The organism is Corynebacterium sp. KPL1814 (assembly GCF_000478175.1).
Lineage (GTDB): Bacteria > Actinomycetota > Actinomycetes > Mycobacteriales > Mycobacteriaceae > Corynebacterium.
On the sequence record NZ_KI515774.1, the window covers coordinates 258,978 to 275,379 of the forward strand.

Genomic DNA, 16,402 nt, shown 5'->3' on the forward strand with positions numbered 1-16,402 from the left:
TCAATTTTCACATTCTAGAAAGGAATTTTCGCAATGACTTTGACCATCGATATCCACGCTCTGCAGACTCTTCCGCCTTCTCTGATCAATCGTGACGACACCGGGGCGCCCAAGTCTGCCGTTTACGGCGGCGTGCCACGTCAGCGAGTCTCTTCGCAGGCATGGAAGCGTGCAATCCGCAAGTACTTTGAATCTGAAATCGATGCTGAATCTGTGGGGGATCGCTCGAAGCGGCTTCCAGAGAAGATCGCACGAAAGGTTCAAGAACACGAAGGCTGGGATGCGGAGCGAGCTCAAAAGGAAGTTGCTGAGCTTTTCAAAGCTGCTGGAATTAAGACGGAAGTGGACGCGAAGCGTATCAAGGCGCTGAAAGATTCCGAGGAAACCACCGAAGAAGAACTAGTAGCAGCGCAGTATCCGCAGACCAAATACTTGTTGTTCTTGAGCCCACACCAGATTGAACGTGCCGCGGAGGCGATTATTGCGGCCGACGGTGAAAAGATTAAGAAGAAGGATGCGCTGGAGATCCTTGATACCCAGCACTCGGTAGATATGGCGTTGTTTGGGCGCATGGTTGCCGATGATGCTGCGTATAACGTCGATGCCGCCGTACAGGTTGCGCATGCACTGGGAATCCATGCCAGCGCTCCTGAATTCGACTATTTCACCGCGGTCGATGACTTGGCCGAGGAAGGCGAAGAAACTGGTGCAGGCATGATTGGCACCGTACAAATGATGTCTTCTACCTTGTACCGCTATGCCACGGTGAATCTAGATGGACTGACGCGAAATCTCGACTCGGCAGAAAACGCAAAGCAAGCCGCAGTGAACTTCGTTGATGCATTCATCAAGTCCATGCCCACGGGCAAAATCAATACCTTTGCCAATCAAACAATGCCTGAGCTCATCTATATTGCGGTTCGCGATACCCGCCCGGTTAGCCTGGTTACTGCCTTCGAAGAACCAGTAGAGCCAACCACCGGGCAGAGCTTGCGCGTCGCCGGTGCCGAAGCATTGGCGAAAGAAGAAGCAGAGTTTGAAGAAAACTATGGGCTGCAGCCTAAGGCAGCCTTTGTGGTTGGGTTGAGCGAGGCCCGTCAGGCTTTCGCACACATCGCTGACGAAGTGACGCTGCCAGAGCTTTCGCAGCGTTTGTCTTCCGCGCTTTCGGAGTAGGAGGCTTAAAACGATGACAGCATCATTGTTGTTGCTGCTTAAAGGGCCGATGCAGTCTTGGGGAACGGAATCTCGCTACGCTACCCGTGCAACTTCGTCCTTGCCCTCAAAGTCAGGAGTTCTTGGCATGCTAGCTGCAGCTGAAGGACGCAGGCGTGATGAAGATATGGCCGATTTGGCGGGCCTCAAGTTCGCGGTGCGTGTTGACCAATCCGGTAGCCTTTTGCGCGATTATCAGACCGCGCAAAACTGGCAAAAGGATCCACAGGCATCCGCAAAGCTCATCACTCGCTATTTCCTATCAGATGCCGCATTCGTTGCGGCAATTGAAAGTGAGGATCGCGAGCAACTCGAGAATTTTGCGGAGAACCTAAACCGACCAGTATTTCCGCTCTATTTGGGCCGACGTTCGTGCCCGGCTCCGCCCAATGTGGTGCTTGGTGTGGTTGAAAAGCCTGCGGTTACGGCATTACAAGAGCACGGCACGTGGCACGCCACCAAGGAGTATATGAAATCAAGTGGTGGGGAAGTATCGCTGCCGATTTACCGGGACTCCCTCCCAGGAGAATCCGGCGTGGCTTGCCAGGATGTACCGAACTCTTTTGATCCGCAGCACCGCAAGTATTCATGGCGCACCGTGGTGCAAAAGGAGTTTGCGAATGTGGACAACCCCTTAGATAGCGCCGAGCGGCGCCCGGATCCCTTTTTGGAGGCGGTGATGAATGTATGAGTACGTTAACCAAAATTCTTATCAATCCTCAGCGGCGTCAAGGGCGAAAGTTGCTTGCTAATCCACAAGCAATGCACGCTGCAGTTGCCGCGTCATTTCCACCAGACATGGATCAAGAATCCGGGCGTATTTTATGGCGCCTTGATGAAGGTGCGCATCACCATTCCCTCTACGTGGTGGGGCCAGAAAAACCGACTGACCATGTGATTGTGGAACAAGCAGGGTGGGATACAAGGCCGGGACAATCGGTTGAGTATGACCGGCTGCTTAATTCACTGACTAAGGGGCAAAGATGGATCTTTGAGCTAGTAGCCAACCCAACGTATTCGCAGGCTAATGAAGGCAAGCGAGGCAAAGTGAAGGCCCATGTGTCCGTGGAACACCAGTTGGAGTGGCTATATCGGCGAGCAGAAAATGCCGGATTCGAACTAGCCCCCCGGGAAAGTGATGACGTCAGCGATGATGAGCGTCCTCGGTGGTCCGCGGAAGAAGAAACCGCGATTATTGAGCGAAAAACGTTGGATTTCCGGAAAGGAAATGGCAACAGGCGTGTGCGTATCGCCACAGCCCGATACCGCGGAACCTTAGAAGTCAAAGACCCTGAGGCTTTTCGGCACACCCTTACTCATGGGATAGGAAGAGCTCGTGGTTATGGTTGCGGCCTGATGACCCTAGCCCGACCGATGGGGTCTTGATGTCCAATCCGAGCGAAGTCCCTGTCACCCGCCAAGCATTGTCCCGGATGGGAGACCGAATCAGTTTCCTGTACGCCGAGCGCTGCGTGATCAATAGGGATGGTAATTCTCTAACGATCACGGACCAGCGCGGCGTCGCACATGTGCCAGCCACACAGCTGGCGGCACTGTTGCTTGGTCCAGGGACGAGGATTACTTACGCGGGCATGGCTTTGCTTGGCGATGCCGGGGTTACCACCCTTTGGGTAGGGGAGCGCGGCGTTCGGTACTATGCGCACGGTCGGCCACCAGCGAAATCGTCCCGTATGGCTGAAATTCATGCGCAGGTAGTTTCTCACCAGCGGAAGCGTTTGGACGTGGCTCGCAGAATGTATGCCATGCGTTTCCCAGGAGAAGACGTTTCTCAGCTGACGATGTCCCAGCTGCGTGGCCGCGAAGGTGCACGCATGAAGCGGATTTATGCTGCTGAAGCCGAGCGTACTGGAGTCTATTGGAATCGAAGGTCTTACGATCCCAATGATTTCGATTCTTCTGACCCAATTAACCAGGCCCTGACTGCAGGCAGCGCCGCGCTATATGGAGTCGCTCACGCTGTCGTTGCAGCGCTTGGCTTCATCCCTGCCTTGGGGATAGTACATACAGGCACCGATAGGTCATTCGTCTACGACATTGCTGACCTCTATAAAGCAGAGATTTCTATCCCAGCGGCATTTGATGCTGTCGCAGCACAACAGGGTAATCCTTCCGTGGAAGTGCGTCGTTTCGTGCGGGATCAAGTTGTCTCACGCCGCCTCATGCCGAGGATGGTTCAAGACCTTAAAGCACTTTTTGATGTACCAGATGACGAGCTTGTCAGTGATGCCGAGTTAATGCTGTGGAGTGAACTTGAAGTCATTGCTTCGGGTCTTAACTGGGCAGAAGAGGAAACGCTGTCATGATGGTGCTGGTTATTACTGCTTGTCCCGCTGGACTACGCGGCGATCTGTCTAAGTGGCTCATCGAGCTGACTCCCGGTGTGTTCGTCGGACGTCCCTCTGCTCGTATACGAGATTTGCTCTGGGATCGTACAACCGAGCTTTGCAAAGATGGCCGCGCACTTTTGGTGTATTCAGCCGCGAATGAGCAGGGAATGGAGTTCAAGACTCACAGACATCATTGGGAACCTACGGATTTCGACGGGATTACCTTGATGACGCGACCGACTAAGTCTAAGCAACCACAGCGAAGGACTGGATGGTCTCAAGCCCGACGCAACCGTATTTCTTATAAGAAACAGAAGGGAGGATATTAGGCCGCGTGGAGCTTCGAGAGTAGCTTTCCCCAAAATACAAGTCGTATGTAAAATACGGTTAAGGCTCGAATTTCTGCTGTTCAGCAAGTGTGCTCCCCGCGTGAGCGGGGATGAGCCTAGACGCTGCGATATGGAAGAAATTATGACGTAGTGCTCCCCGCGTGAGCGGGGATGAGCCCGCCCGCCACCTCATCGAAAACAAGTACTTCACGTGCTCCCCGCGTGAGCGGGGATGAGCCCATTCTTCCCCTCCTCCGTGGTGTACGGGTTCAGTGCTCCCCGCGTGAGCGGGGATGAGCCCGGGTTCGGCCCAGCCCAATCGTCCACATCGTCGTGCTCCCCGCGTGAGCGGGGATGAGCCTTGTCAACATGTTTAGATTTATTTTGATAATTCGTGCTCCCCGCGTGAGCGGGGATGAGCCCTCGTCCAAATTCTGGGGGGCCGATGGGGCGGTGTGCTCCCCGCGTGAGCGGGGATGAGCCGAAGGCGGAGACAAACGAATCTGCTGGTATCCGGTGCTCCCCGCGTGAGCGGGGATGAGCCACCGGCGTGTAGCCGTATCCGAATACAGCGGCGGTGCTCCCCGCGTGAGCGGGGATGAGCCCAGGAATATTACAAGGAAGTGATTACAACCATGGTGCTCCCCGCGTGAGCGGGGATGAGCCCCGCGAGCAGGCAATGTTCGCCATGACCTTATTGTGCTCCCCGCGTGAGCGGGGATGAGCCCTGGGGTTCGGGTTGCCGTTTCCGTCGTGGCCGGTGCTCCCCGCGTGAGCGGGGATGAGCCTATTACCGTCCTGATGCAGGGTTAGCAACTTTGGTGCTCCCCGCGTGAGCGGGGATGAGCCCTATGCGCATCGGTGGCAGATATCGAGGCCCCCGTGCTCCTCGCGTGAGCGGGGATGAGCCGGAATACAAACTCATATCTGCCGTCGTGTATGAGTGCTCCCCGCGTGAGCGGGGATGAGCCGGCAGCAGGGCAGAATTATCTGCCTTATTCACAGTGCTCCCCGCGTGAGCGGGGATGAGCCCCCCAACTGGCGGTTTAGCTCAATATTCTCACTGTGCTCCCCGCGTGAGCGGGGATGAGCCCTACATGGCTCACGAAATCACCCTGCCCGAAGCGTGCTCCCCGCGTGAGCGGGGATGAGCCCACCATAAATGTGGGGGATCCGCACCAGTCAGAGTGCTCCCCGTGTGAGCGGGGATGAGCCCAAACCACCCCAAGAGTTGGGATTCTCTGGTTCGTGCTCCCCGCGTGAGCGGGGATGAGCCCTAATGCGTGAATTTAAGACCCGTAAGCCCTCCGTGCTTCCCGCGTGAGCGGGGATGAGCCGATGCGTGAGGTTCGCTTCCCACGGCCCATACAGTGCTCCCCGCGTGAGCGGGGATGAGCCGAGAGCAACACCAGAAAAGGAAACAACAATGACGTGCTCCCCGCGTGAGCGGGGATGAGCCGTAGCCAGCATGTTGGTTAAGCCACTACAGGCAGTGCTCCCCGCGTGAGCGGGGATGAGCCCGGGCTAGGAATCTCGCTTTTTCTCAATAACACGTGCTCCTCGCGTGAGCGGGGATAAATTTTTTTGATTTAATGCCTAAAATTTCCTGCTAACCCAATAATCAACAAATCGAAAGGAGATCTAGCAACGACGATCAGCACTTCGGTTATGAGGGCAGAATTCAACTTCACTGAGGCTCTAACGTGGGATCCAGTCGCAGCACGGACATCCACGGTTGGGCGTCGCGCACTCAACTGGGGTTATTTTATGAGGGGCCGTGAATTGGTCTTTCGTGAGCTATTGACTAATCTTTTGGGAGCGGAGTGTCGTATTTTGCGACATGACTTCCGTGTGGGGCTATAGCTCAGTCGGTTAGAGCTCCGGACTCATAATCCGTCGGTCCCGGGTTCGAGCCCCGGTGGCCCCACGGTAGAAGGAGGCGTCGGCAAGCAATGCTGGCGCCTCCTTTTTAGTATTCGGTGTGCACGCGCTCGGAGAAAATCGGCCTGGCGGTCAGCTCGATGCGGGTGCCGATATTTGCGTCGTCTGGGTTTCTGCAGTGGACGGATTTTTGATTCGTGGCCATGATGCAGTGGAGATCGTAGCTGTCACCAGAGTTTGGGTTCTTTACAGTAATATCGCTCTGCCAGGCTTCAGTAACCGTCGGATGAGGGGTTTCGAGCCTGTATGTGGCATCCATCGCGTGCTTATAAATGTCCAGGGCAAAGGCGCAGTCGGTGGCGTCGTCGGCGATGATTTGTGCGTAATCGCGGATGCCGCAAATGCCGCCTACCTGCGCAGCGAGCGCGGAATCATCGTCTTTCTCCGCTTTCTGCAGCTTGAAAGGTGCGGCAGGCGCGGAAGAAGCGGAAGCCGTGGAATCAGTATTGGCGTCGGCATCGGCAAGCGTAGTGCTGTCTGAATTGGTGCTGTGCGGGGTGGTATCGGTGAAATTGGGCTCATCGTCTGCGGGGGAGGACGAGCAACCAACCAGCAGGAGCGCCGGCAAGAGCGGGAGAATCTTTTTCATGCGGAATATAGGGAGAGGTAGAAGGGGCATGGGAACAGGAAAGTGCAGCACCGCAGTGCGTGTGGGTAGGCGAATTGCGCGCGGGTAAGCAGTGCAGTCTAATAAACGACATGACAGAAGTAGATCCGCTCATTGAGTCCCTCTATCGCTGGTCCGATGTCAGCGGTGTATTGCTGATGGGAATTATCGGTGGCACCATTGCGCGCAAACGCGGATACGACATCATCGGGTTTTTCTTTATTGCGATGTTTTCTTCCCTGGGCGGGGGAATGGTGCGCGATGTGCTTATCAATCGCGGCACCGTGGCGGCGATGAGCGAGCCGGAGTACCTGTATCTGGCGTTCACGGGTGCGTTGATTGCGCGCTTTGTCTACTTCAAGGGCAAGACCTGGGATTATATCCAGGCGCATGGTGATGCCGTCGTTTCTGGCCTGTGGGCCGGCACCGGCGCTGTGAAGGCCATTACCTATGGGCTGCCGCCGATTCCGTGCATCATGATGGGCGTGTTTACCGCTACCGGCGGTTCCATGATTCGCGATATCGCTATGGGGCGCGAGCCCGCCGTCTTTGGCGATAACCAGCCGACGGTGATTCCGGCCATCGCCTGTGCGGTGATCGTGCTGGTGGGAAACCACTTCGATATGTTGGCCGTCGGCATGATCGTGGGGCCATTGGTTTCCATTTTCTTGGCGCTGCTGGGCATTTGGGCCGGTTGGCGCGTGCCCGCGAACCAGGAGTGGGCGCCGATTAATGATACGGCTGCGCAGGTTAAGGCGCTGGCGAAGAAGGCCGAGAACAAGAGCCGCGCGGTCGGGCGCAAGCTTGAGCCGCACCGCGTGCGCTCTTGGCGCCACCGGCAGATGGAAGAGGCGTTGCAGCGGCGCATCGAAAAGCAAGTGCGCTCCGGCAAGCGCCGCCAGGATGCGGCGGAGGAGGCCAGCGAGTTTTTGCAGTCCTTCGAATCAGATGTCGATCAGTTGAGTAGCGTCTCAGCTGAGTCTGAGGACATGGACTTTGGAGTGGACTTTACCGGCGATTCCTATGAGGAGGAGCAGACCTCCAGCGAGGAATCCCAGCGGCTGCTCGATACGATTCTGGAAGATGACAAGCTTACTGATGAATTGATTGACCGCCTGATGGACCGCTACCAATCGCGCGACTAGGCCCCTAGGCCTCTGCTTGCCGATGCCCCCTAAATTAAGCACCTGAGTCCGGATTCCTGGTAGAAAACTGGCATCAATTTTTCAGCTAGGTGCCATATCCTTGAACCATGAATTTGAGGTATTACTTTTTTGAGCTGTGGGGCCTCATTGTTGACCATGGCTTGCCGCTCATCGCATTTGTGATAATCGGCATTCTTCTGCCCCGCATGGGCCGCCTAGCCATCCGGATCATTGAACATAATTTGGATGAGCAAGAAGAGTCCACGAAGGCACGGCTGGCGCTGACCGGAGCATTGGTCTACATCGTCCAGGCGGTTGCGTACTTCCTATTGGTCGCCGCCGCGCTGACTAACCTCGGCGTTCCGGCGCTGGGTGCTGCGGTGCCTGCGACGATAGTTTCCGCGGCGGTTGGTTTCGGTGCCCAGTCCGTGATTTCGGATTTCCTCTCCGGATTTTTCATCCTCACGGAAAAGCAATTCGGCGTGGGTGACTACGTCTCCTTTGCTGGCATTCCTGGGGTGGAAGGCGATGTGGTGACGCTGACCCTGCGCACCACGAAGGTGCGCACCCCAACTGGTGAGCTGGTGACTATCCCCAATAGTTCTGCCGGTGTGGTGACCAACTATTCCAAGGAATGGTCCCGTGCGGTGGTTAATATCAACGTCCCCGTGCACGAGGGCGAATCCTTGCCGGAGATTACGAGCCGCGTCAAAGAGATTTCGGAGCACGCTATTGAAGCCCCAGATATCTCTGTCGATGTCGCCGGCGAGCTCACGGTTCTTCCCGCTACGCAATTGGTCAGCCCGCAGGTTGCCGGTCAGCCGTGGCAGGTGGGCTACCGCATCATGGTGACTGTGAATCCCGCCCGCCAGTGGTCCGTGGAGCGCGCTATCCGCTCGGCGTTGCTTTCGGAATTCTGGGACCACTACGGTTCCGCCATCGACTTTGATGAGCTGCAGGAACAGAAAAAGAAGCATTCGGCAGAACCAAAGCATGCCGCGGCGCAATCGGCCAAGGACGCCTTGGATGCCGGGGAAGGATCCCGCCCCAATACGCCAGTGGATGACCCCACGGTGGAAGAGGAACTGGCCCCAGAGGAAGTTGAGCTTGCTGAGACCAAGCTCGATGAGCAGGCAGTCACGGATGAAGCGGGCGAAGATGCCGCAGAAGACGAGGCGACATCGCGCCGGAAGATCTGGCGCTCGATTCAGACAAATACGCGATTCCAGAAGATCGCCACCATCGGCGGGCGCGTGCGCGCCTCCACCACAGGCCTTGTGGCGGCCCTTCTCGTCGTTGGGCTGCTCATCCTCGCGGCAAGCAACCCAGAGGACGCGGATGCAGGTTGGCTATCGCCAGAGTATTGGAAGGAAAGGGATACGCAATCTTCTTCCGAGGCGCCGACGGAATCTGAAGAGAATGTGCCCTCGGAAGACCCTCTTACTACCGGCACCCCAACCGAGCCGACGGATGCTGAGTCAACACCGACGACCACCAATACGCCGACCGTTCCTAGTTACCCCAGCCAGGACCCCAATTCCACTCCGAATTCCGGCGACGGGCACGGCAGCAATCAAGACGGGCCCGCTGACTCGAACGGCGATTCTGGCGATGGCCAAGGGAATGGAGATGGAGACTCGGGAGCAGACGGAAATAGCGGGGCGGCAAATAGCCAACAGACCGCGATTCCTTCAGAACCCCACTAGACGCTAGTGCAAACCGCCGTATACCTCGAGGCGGTCGGGCCAACGGCGATCGTTCTTCTCGTCTTGGTAGGTGACTCTTAAGCTATTGTCTCCGTCTTTTCCGCATATGAGTGCGCGACCATCTGATCCAATAAAACAGTGAAGATCATAGGTCTTACCGGTGGTGGGGCTGGCGACGGAAATCTCGGTGCTATACGCGCCGTTGGCCTTCGGATCGGACTGCCGGAATGGATAGGAGTGCTTGATCGCTTCATCGAAAATAGCACCGGTAAATTCGCAGGATGTATGCTCGCCGGCTTCGATGGTGTCTCCCTGGTCGGTATATCCGCAGTCGCCGCCAATTTTCCCAGCGTAAATCGTGTGATTTCCAGCTGGGGGAGCGTCATCATTGGAGGCGGCATCGCCATGCTCGGCGCCTTCTTTATCGCCTTTTTCCTCGGTGGAGTCTTGAGAATTCTCCATGGTTTCCGTCACGGTCGTAGGAGCCGTGGAAGCCTCGCTGGGAACAAAAGCGGGTTCGGGATCGGCAGAATCGGAATCATTGGAGGTACCGCAGGCGCTCAGCACGGTAAGGGACAAGGCGGCAAGCATTAAGGAAGAGTGGCGTTTCATCATCATAAAAACTGGTAGGAATCGACGGTGTGAACGGTGAAAACTTTAGCATTCAAACCAGCATCTAGCTGCGGACTTATAGGAAATGCGGCAAAAGGTGGAACAAATTTAAACCACGGGCTGTTTCAGTAGACATGACATCATTATTTACACCTTTGGAACTTGGCCGTTATACGTTGAACAACCGCGTGACCATGGCGCCGCTGACGCGTCAGCGTGCAGGTCACAGCGGTGTACCCAGCGAGCTACACAAAAAGTATTATTCCCAGCGCGCTAGCGCCGGTCTCGTCGTGACGGAGGGAACCTTCCCCGCATGGACCAACCGCGCGTTCCCTGGTCAGGCGGGCATCGTCGATGACGAGCAAGCCGCTGGTTGGCGCGAGGTAGCTGACGAAGTACATGACAAGGGCGGCGTGCTGTTCATGCAGATCATGCACGGCGGCCGCACCAGCCACCCGGATCTCATTGATGGCGCCCAAGCAGAAGCCCCCAGCGCCTTGGATTGGGACGGCCAGGTTCGAGGCTTCGCCGGCAAGATGGATGCACCGGTGCCGCGCGCACTAGAGGTTGATGAGCTTCCGCGCATCGTTGAGGAATTCCGCGCTGCCGCACGCCGGGCCGTCGACGCGGGCGTTGATGGTGTAGAGATTCACAATGCGAATGGCTACCTGCTGCACGAATTCATGGCTCCGTCTGCCAACCAGCGCGACGATGAATTTGGTGGCAGCCCAGAAAACCGGTGGCGCCTGCCTGAGATGGTCATTCGTGCTGTCGTAGATGAAATTGGTGCTGACCGCGTGGGCGTGCGCTTCTCCCCAGCCCACGTTGTACAAGGCATTGTTGAAGATGACGAGGCGGATATGCTGGCCACCTACGGCGGCCTTTTGGACGCCATTGCCCCGCTGAACCTGGCTTATGTCTCGTTCCTGCACGCCGAGCCTGAAGGCGAGCTCATCACGGCCTTGGCAAAGAAGGCTCGTGCCAATGGCGAAACCAAGGTCTTGATGAATGATGGTTTCGGCACTGTCACCACTAAGGAAGATGCCGAGCGCGAGCTGGATTTGGACCACGTGGATGCCGTTGTCGTGGGTCGTCAGCTCATCGCTAACCCGGATTTGGTACGCCGGTGGGAAGAAGGTCTGGCTCTTAATGAGCCAGATCAGGCTACGTTCTACGTCGGCGGCGAGCGCGGCTACATTGATTATGAAACTGCCGCGGACTAACGCGTAGTCCGCGGCAGGTAGGGGGTGAGAGCGCGAGTGATAGAGAGTGAAATATCCCAGAGAGGATCTTTCACTCTCTATATCGAACGTGCACCCAGCGAGCGTTAACAACTGCCCGCTAAATATTATGAACTAAAGCCCTCATCCGGGCGCCATGTCAGCGTGACGGCTTCGTTTACTGCTGCGGCGGGATTGAGGAGATCCTCAACGCGCAGCCAGTGCATTTCCGCAGAATCAGGGCGGATGGTGACGTAGCTATATCCGTGGTGATCGAGGTTTACGTGGCGTGTATGGGGGTTTGCCTCCAAAAGGAAGCGCTCTGCCAGCTTGGAAAGCTCGTTGTCCTCGGGAAGGTGAAGCTGTTCGTTGACATTGGGCGCGGAGACAGATGAGCACACCAATTCGGCCCCGAAGATGTGCCCGTCCTTGCTGATATTATGCGCCCATTCGGAGTGGATATCGCCGGTAACAAAGAGGGCGTGAGAGTCGTGCTTCGCAAGGGCATCGATAAGCATCCGGCGTTCTGCCGAGTATCCATCCCATTGGTCGCCATTGACAGGAATGCCGGTGATATTGGACGACAGCGAGGACGATACGGGTGCCAGCTTGTCGTCGCGCTGCAGGGTAGCCAGGTTCATGGGGGAGAACATGACGGAGTTGCCCAGCATATTCCACGCGGCGGCGGAGGTATCGATCTTGTTCACCAGCCAGTCGTACTGCTCCGAACCGAGCATGCTTCGCCCCTCTGCGGACATCCTGGCGGGTCCAAAGAGCACCTGTTTATCGCGGTACGTGCGCAGATCCATCATGGTCAGTTCCACGAGATCGCCAAAGGTCAAGCATCGGTAGAGATGTCCATCATTGGAAGGGTTGCTTGCCCGTACCGGCATCCATTCAAAGTAGGCCTGCATCGCGGCGTTGCGACGATCGAGCCAAGCGCCTTCCTTTCCCTCCGTGTGGTTTTTGGCGCCGTCCCTCCAAGAATTATCTGCGGTTTCGTGGTCATCCCAGACCGCGATCCACGGCAGAGCAGCATGTGCCGCTTGGAGATTTTCATCGGTGCGGTAGCGGCCAAGGCGCGTGCGATAATCTTCCAGCGTCGTAATCTCGTGCGCGGGGTGGTGCAGACGCACTGGACCAAAACCGGCGTACTCGCGCTGTGGGTATTCGTAAATATAGTCTCCCAGAAAGACCATATAATCTAGTTGCCCGGCTCGTCCGCGCTGTGCGATATCGCCATAGGCTTGAAAGAAACCGGACTCCCAGTTGGCACAGCTGGCTACACCGAAGGTTAGCTCCCCTGGGGATGCCGTTACCGCCGGCGCGGTTTTGGTGCGACCCACTGGGGAGAACTTATCTTGGGCATGAAAGCGGAAGTAATACACGCTGTCTGGTTCGAGGCCGTGAGGATCCACGTGGACGGTGTGGTCTTGAGCGGGATCGGTGGTGACCTCGCCGCGCTTGACGATGTCCCTAAACTCCTCATCCCGCGCGATCTCCCATTCCACGGTGGTAGGCGCGCCCGCACCGGAGCCAGGCATCGCATCCGCATCTGGTGTCACGCGTGTCCACAAAACAACGGAATCAGGAATGGGATCCCCCGAGGCTACCCCGTGCAGGAAGGGGCGTTCACCGAGCGTGGGCTCTACCATGTGTGGTTCTGGGCGCGAGGAGAGGCTGCTTTGTGCATGAGCAGTGCTGGCGTTGGCCGTGCTGGCAGTAGTGGTCAGCGCGAGGGCGGCGCCGACTGTGCCGCTGGTTTGGAGGAATTTGCGGCGGTTGACATGTGACATCTCTGTTTGCGGGCTGTGGTTTCTGCTAGTCATACTCATAAGTTTTCTTAGATAGAAAGGGCCTGCAACCGCTCAGACCGCATTACACCAGAAATTCCTCTATCAGTAACCACGGGTTTACCTCCGCACCGATCGGCACGCCTTATTCAGAGGTCTAGAGCACAGTAGGCTGGAAGACATGAGCGAGTTGCAGCAGATAAATCAATGGCCCGTAGATACCGTGGCCGGAGCATTGATCCACAGCGGTGAGATGATAGACACGGTAGGAGATACATCGCGCCAATTTCCGGTTGCCTCAGTTACCAAGCTGGTGTCGGCGTACGCGGTGATGATGGCAGTGGAAGAAGGTGCGGTGGATTTGAAGCAGCCCGCCGGTCCGGAAGGTTCTACCCTCGAGCATTTGCTCGCACACGCCTCGGGCGTGAAGTTCGATTCGCGTGAACAACAAAAACCAGTGGGAGAGCGGCGCATCTATTCCTCTGCCGGTTATGAATGGGCCGCAGAGATCGTTGAAGAAGCCACTGGCATCGAGTTTGCGGAGTACCTGCGCGAAGGCGTGTGCGAGCCGCTTGGAATGTCCTCCACCCGCTTGGAGGGCTCGGCTGGACACGGCTTGGTGTCTACTGTGGAGGATCTCGCTGCATTTGCTGCCGAGGTCCAGGACTCGCAGCTCTTGCACCCCAGCACCGTGGCCGATATGCGCCGCGTTCACTTTGCTGGTTTGCGCGGCATCGTGCCCGGTTACGGGAGCTTTAAGGATTGCACCTGGGGGCTTGGATTTGAGATCCGCGGTGAGAAAGACCACTGGATGGGAGCCCTGCCTGCCGATGCCACCGGGCACTTCGGCATGTCCGGAACCTACCTCTGGCTGGCCGACGACTACGCCATGGTGGCATTAACGGACCGAGATTTTGGCGATTGGGCAAAGCCGCTGTGGAATGAAACCAATACGAAGATCTGGCAGGCACTGTAGGAGGCTACTTCGCAGATTTCCCTTAATGGGAAAACGGGAAAAGCTCCCCATTCCAGTGGAGTGGGGGCTTAGGAGTGGGGGGCTTAGGAGTGGGGGGCTTAATGCTGCTCTGTTTAGAACACCTGCAGACCAAGGCCTTCGAGGAACATGGCGAACTGGGTGAAGATGCCGTCAACGAGGGAGAGAATCTGGAATCCGAGAGCAGAAGAAAGATCAAACATAGGGGGTTCCTTTTGGTAGGGAGAATTCAAACCGGATTGTTTGAATTTATCTCAGTATAAGCAGGGTGCGAGTACCGTGTCAAACTGTTTCTTAGCCCAAAATAAAGTTATATCGACCTTCCGCCCGCGGGTCGTCCGTTTATTTCTATAAAGCGGGGTGTGGGAACGGGGTGCGGGGGCTGGCTACCCCCGCTGCGGTTTTACCGCGCGGGACTTTTGGAGAGTTTTGCCCCTAGGGGGATTGGGGTAGTTTCCGGCCGAGGTTTTAGGGGATGAGTGCTAATAGGCGAGTGTTTCTGCTGGTATCTGCCTTGTAGGCGGCTCCTGTCGGAAACCCGCTTCAGACAATCAGTTAAAGGGGGCAAACCTCACAAATTTCACTGTTGTAAATTTAATTTCTTTAGTCACTTTAATCACAGTCTGGACTTTGGGTTGAGGTTTAGAAGTTGGGGGTTGAAGTGAAAGTTGAGGGTTGTAGAGGGCAGTGTGGCGCAGGAAAATTGGGTGCAGACGCAAAAGACAGTTCGTTGGGGAAGACGAAGCTCGTCTTTCACTGCGCCGCACGCCACGCGTGTGGATCGCAGTGGTGATTTGTCGAGGGAGATATCGGCTATGAATATTTGCGTCAATACAGTGCCGGTTGATCAACCGGCCTCTAACTACACGTGGCCCAGCCGCAATGGTGCGGCCGTCGTGGTTACTGGTGTGCTGAAAATTTCTGGGATGCCGCGTGCGCTGCGCCCGGAGGTAGAGCGCGCCATGGATCGGTGCATTCGCACTGAATCGGAGTTCATCGTCCCAGGCGATGACCCGCTGACCGCCCAGTGGTGCACTCGGTGGTATCGCGATGAGATCTTTATGGAGGCACTCGTGCGTGGTGAAGCCACGGGGCCGGGGATTGATTCCGGCATCGGTATTGGCTGCCACCAGGTGCTTACCGGAACCGAGGCGGAGCTTGCCGCGCTCGAGAGCGCGGTGTGCTACCTTGCGCAGCGCTATGGCTTTAGCGCCACCGTGCGTTTTAGCTAAGACGCTCGAGCGACTCGGCTCGAGCGCGGCCAAAATGAGCTAAGCCGCACGAGCTAGGTCGTGCGGCGGGGTGCCGTTTAGGATTCGTCGTCGGCGAAAGGATCCATGATCTTTTCGGGAATCTCCGCAACCGACTTAAACACGGCGGTCGGGCGATACGGGTAGCGGGAGATCTCGCGGTCATCGGAAATGCCGGAGCGTACCAAAATGGAGCGCATACCAGCCTCTAGGCCCGCCTTGACATCGGTATCCATGCGGTCACCAATCATGATGGTGTTTTCAGAGTGCGCGCCGATGTGATTGAGGGCCGAGCGCATCATGACAGGGTTGGGCTTTCCCACGTAATAGGGCTCGCGGTGGGTAGCGGCGGTGATCAATGCTGCTACCGCGCCGGTTGCTGGGAGCACGCCTTCGGGAGCAGGCCCCGTAACGTCCGGGTTGGTGGCAATGAAGCGGGCGCCATTGCGGATGAGGTTGATAGCGGTGGTAATCGCCTCAAAGGAGTAGGTGCGGGTTTCACCAAGGACCACGAAGTCGGCGTCATCGTTGGTAAGAATCCAACCGGCCTCGTGCAGCGCGGTGGTCAGGCCGGACTCTCCCACGACGTAGGCCTTGCTGGAGCTGGCCTGGGTGGCCAAGAAATTTGCCGTCGCCGTGGCGGAGGTCCAGATGCGCTCGGCCGGAATATCCAGTCCGGTATTGCGCAGCCGCGCCGCCAAGTCACGTGGGGTGGACATGGAGTTATTGGTCAGCACCATGTACTCAATATCGTTATCTTTCAGCGTCTGAATGAATTTGTCGGCGCCGGGGATCATTTCCCCTTCCCTGATGAGCACGCCGTCCATATCGGATAGGTAAGAAATCATTGGTGGTCCTCCAAATAGTCAGCGATATCGCCGATGGTCTCGCAGTTAAGCATTGTTTCCTCAGTAAGTCGCACCTTAAAGAGCTCTTCTGCACGCACGGTGAGCTCTATAAGCTCTAGGGATTCAACGCCGACATCGGAAAGCGCGGTGTCTTTGCCAAGTTCAGCCTCGGTACCGGTGACTTTGATGATGAGGGCGATGAGCTCGCCCAGCGTATCCCGATCTGGGTCTTGGTCCTTATCCGGGTCAGAACCCTGAAACTTTGCCTGCAATTGGGCACTGAGGTCATTTGCCATAGTGACTAGTGTAGTAGCGATTGGTGCGTGGCATAGGAGAAATAAGGACAAGCGGAACTGCTAACAACGTAATGGGGGGAATTGGGCAAAATATTCAG

At 56.7% G+C, this 16,402-nt stretch carries 15 protein-coding genes, 1 tRNA gene and 1 CRISPR repeat array; of the genes, 11 read left to right on the forward strand and 5 right to left on the reverse strand.

The genetic code is table 11. From position 1 onward, the window contains the following. Positions 1-33: 33 nt before the first annotated feature. From cas7e to HMPREF1257_RS01240, 6 genes are all read left to right on the forward strand, one after another. Complete coding sequence (gene cas7e, locus HMPREF1257_RS01220) at positions 34-1,176, forward strand: type I-E CRISPR-associated protein Cas7/Cse4/CasC (RefSeq protein ID WP_023023273.1); 1,143 nt, start codon at positions 34-36, stop codon at positions 1,174-1,176. A 13-nt stretch (positions 1,177-1,189) separates the two neighbouring features. Next, on the forward strand, positions 1,190-1,906 hold the full coding sequence (gene cas5e / locus HMPREF1257_RS01225) for a type I-E CRISPR-associated protein Cas5/CasD (RefSeq protein WP_034659080.1): 717 nt from the start codon (positions 1,190-1,192) through the stop codon (positions 1,904-1,906). After that, on the forward strand, positions 1,903-2,601 hold the full coding sequence (gene cas6e, locus HMPREF1257_RS01230; protein WP_023023271.1) for a type I-E CRISPR-associated protein Cas6/Cse3/CasE: 699 nt from the start codon (positions 1,903-1,905) through the stop codon (positions 2,599-2,601). The genes cas5e and cas6e overlap by 4 nt, the downstream gene beginning before the upstream one ends. Beyond that, positions 2,601-3,539 (forward strand): type I-E CRISPR-associated endonuclease Cas1e, encoded by a 939-nt coding sequence (gene cas1e / locus HMPREF1257_RS01235; RefSeq protein WP_023023269.1) that lies wholly within the window; start codon positions 2,601-2,603, stop codon positions 3,537-3,539. The genes cas6e and cas1e overlap by 1 nt, the downstream gene beginning before the upstream one ends. Beyond that, positions 3,536-3,892: a type I-E CRISPR-associated endoribonuclease Cas2e gene (gene cas2e, locus HMPREF1257_RS11750; protein ID WP_084529565.1), complete on the forward strand. Its 357-nt coding sequence runs from the start codon at positions 3,536-3,538 to the stop codon at positions 3,890-3,892. Before cas1e ends, cas2e begins: the two co-directional genes overlap by 4 nt. Positions 3,893-3,981: 89 nt before the next feature. Continuing rightward, positions 3,982-5,473: direct repeats of the CRISPR family, unit length 28 nt; unit sequence GTGCTCCCCGCGTGAGCGGGGATGAGCC. 272 nt (positions 5,474-5,745) lie between these two features. Then, a tRNA-Ile gene (locus HMPREF1257_RS01240) sits at positions 5,746-5,819 on the forward strand. Positions 5,820-5,861: 42 nt separating this feature from the next. Here the strand turns inward: HMPREF1257_RS01240 and HMPREF1257_RS01245 are convergent. Then, on the reverse strand, positions 5,862-6,422 hold the full coding sequence (locus HMPREF1257_RS01245) for a hypothetical protein (RefSeq protein ID WP_023023242.1): 561 nt from the start codon (positions 6,420-6,422) through the stop codon (positions 5,862-5,864). Between the two features lie 110 nt (positions 6,423-6,532). Between HMPREF1257_RS01245 and HMPREF1257_RS01250 the strand changes: the two genes are divergently transcribed. Together HMPREF1257_RS01250 and HMPREF1257_RS01255 are read left to right on the forward strand one after the other, a co-directional pair. Next, positions 6,533-7,585, forward strand: coding sequence for a trimeric intracellular cation channel family protein (locus tag HMPREF1257_RS01250; protein WP_034659083.1), 1,053 nt, complete (start codon positions 6,533-6,535; stop codon positions 7,583-7,585). Positions 7,586-7,692: 107 nt separating this feature from the next. Next, positions 7,693-9,291, forward strand: a complete 1,599-nt coding sequence (locus tag HMPREF1257_RS01255; protein WP_023023238.1) for a mechanosensitive ion channel family protein — start codon at positions 7,693-7,695, stop codon at positions 9,289-9,291. A 3-nt stretch (positions 9,292-9,294) separates the two neighbouring features. Here HMPREF1257_RS01255 and HMPREF1257_RS01260 read toward each other — a convergent pair whose 3' ends face one another. Further along, positions 9,295-9,882: a hypothetical protein gene (locus tag HMPREF1257_RS01260; protein ID WP_051138364.1), complete on the reverse strand. Its 588-nt coding sequence runs from the start codon at positions 9,880-9,882 to the stop codon at positions 9,295-9,297. 155 nt (positions 9,883-10,037) lie between these two features. Between HMPREF1257_RS01260 and HMPREF1257_RS01265 the strand changes: the two genes are divergently transcribed. After that, positions 10,038-11,126 carry an alkene reductase gene (locus HMPREF1257_RS01265; RefSeq protein WP_023023234.1) on the forward strand — a complete coding sequence of 363 codons (1,089 nt, stop codon included), beginning with the start codon at positions 10,038-10,040 and terminating at the stop codon, positions 11,124-11,126. Between the two features lie 125 nt (positions 11,127-11,251). On the opposite strand, the gene HMPREF1257_RS01270 is transcribed toward HMPREF1257_RS01265, so the two are convergent. Beyond that, complete coding sequence (locus HMPREF1257_RS01270) at positions 11,252-12,952, reverse strand: alkaline phosphatase (protein WP_232208502.1); 1,701 nt, start codon at positions 12,950-12,952, stop codon at positions 11,252-11,254. 145 nt (positions 12,953-13,097) lie between these two features. Here HMPREF1257_RS01270 and HMPREF1257_RS01275 point away from each other — a divergent pair, with 145 nt between their 5' ends. Both HMPREF1257_RS01275 and HMPREF1257_RS01280 read left to right on the forward strand, forming a co-directional pair. Then, complete coding sequence (locus HMPREF1257_RS01275) at positions 13,098-13,892, forward strand: serine hydrolase (protein ID WP_023023230.1); 795 nt, start codon at positions 13,098-13,100, stop codon at positions 13,890-13,892. Between the two features lie 833 nt (positions 13,893-14,725). Then, on the forward strand, positions 14,726-15,142 hold the full coding sequence (locus HMPREF1257_RS01280) for a hypothetical protein (RefSeq protein ID WP_023023225.1): 417 nt from the start codon (positions 14,726-14,728) through the stop codon (positions 15,140-15,142). A 77-nt stretch (positions 15,143-15,219) separates the two neighbouring features. Here HMPREF1257_RS01280 and HMPREF1257_RS01285 read toward each other — a convergent pair whose 3' ends face one another. Both HMPREF1257_RS01285 and HMPREF1257_RS01290 read right to left on the reverse strand, forming a co-directional pair. Next, positions 15,220-16,008, reverse strand: a complete 789-nt coding sequence (locus tag HMPREF1257_RS01285; RefSeq protein WP_023023223.1) for an HAD-IIA family hydrolase — start codon at positions 16,006-16,008, stop codon at positions 15,220-15,222. Beyond that, positions 16,005-16,304, reverse strand: coding sequence for an acyl carrier protein (locus HMPREF1257_RS01290; RefSeq protein WP_023023221.1), 300 nt, complete (start codon positions 16,302-16,304; stop codon positions 16,005-16,007). The genes HMPREF1257_RS01285 and HMPREF1257_RS01290 overlap by 4 nt, the downstream gene beginning before the upstream one ends. Positions 16,305-16,402: the final 98 nt, after the last annotated feature.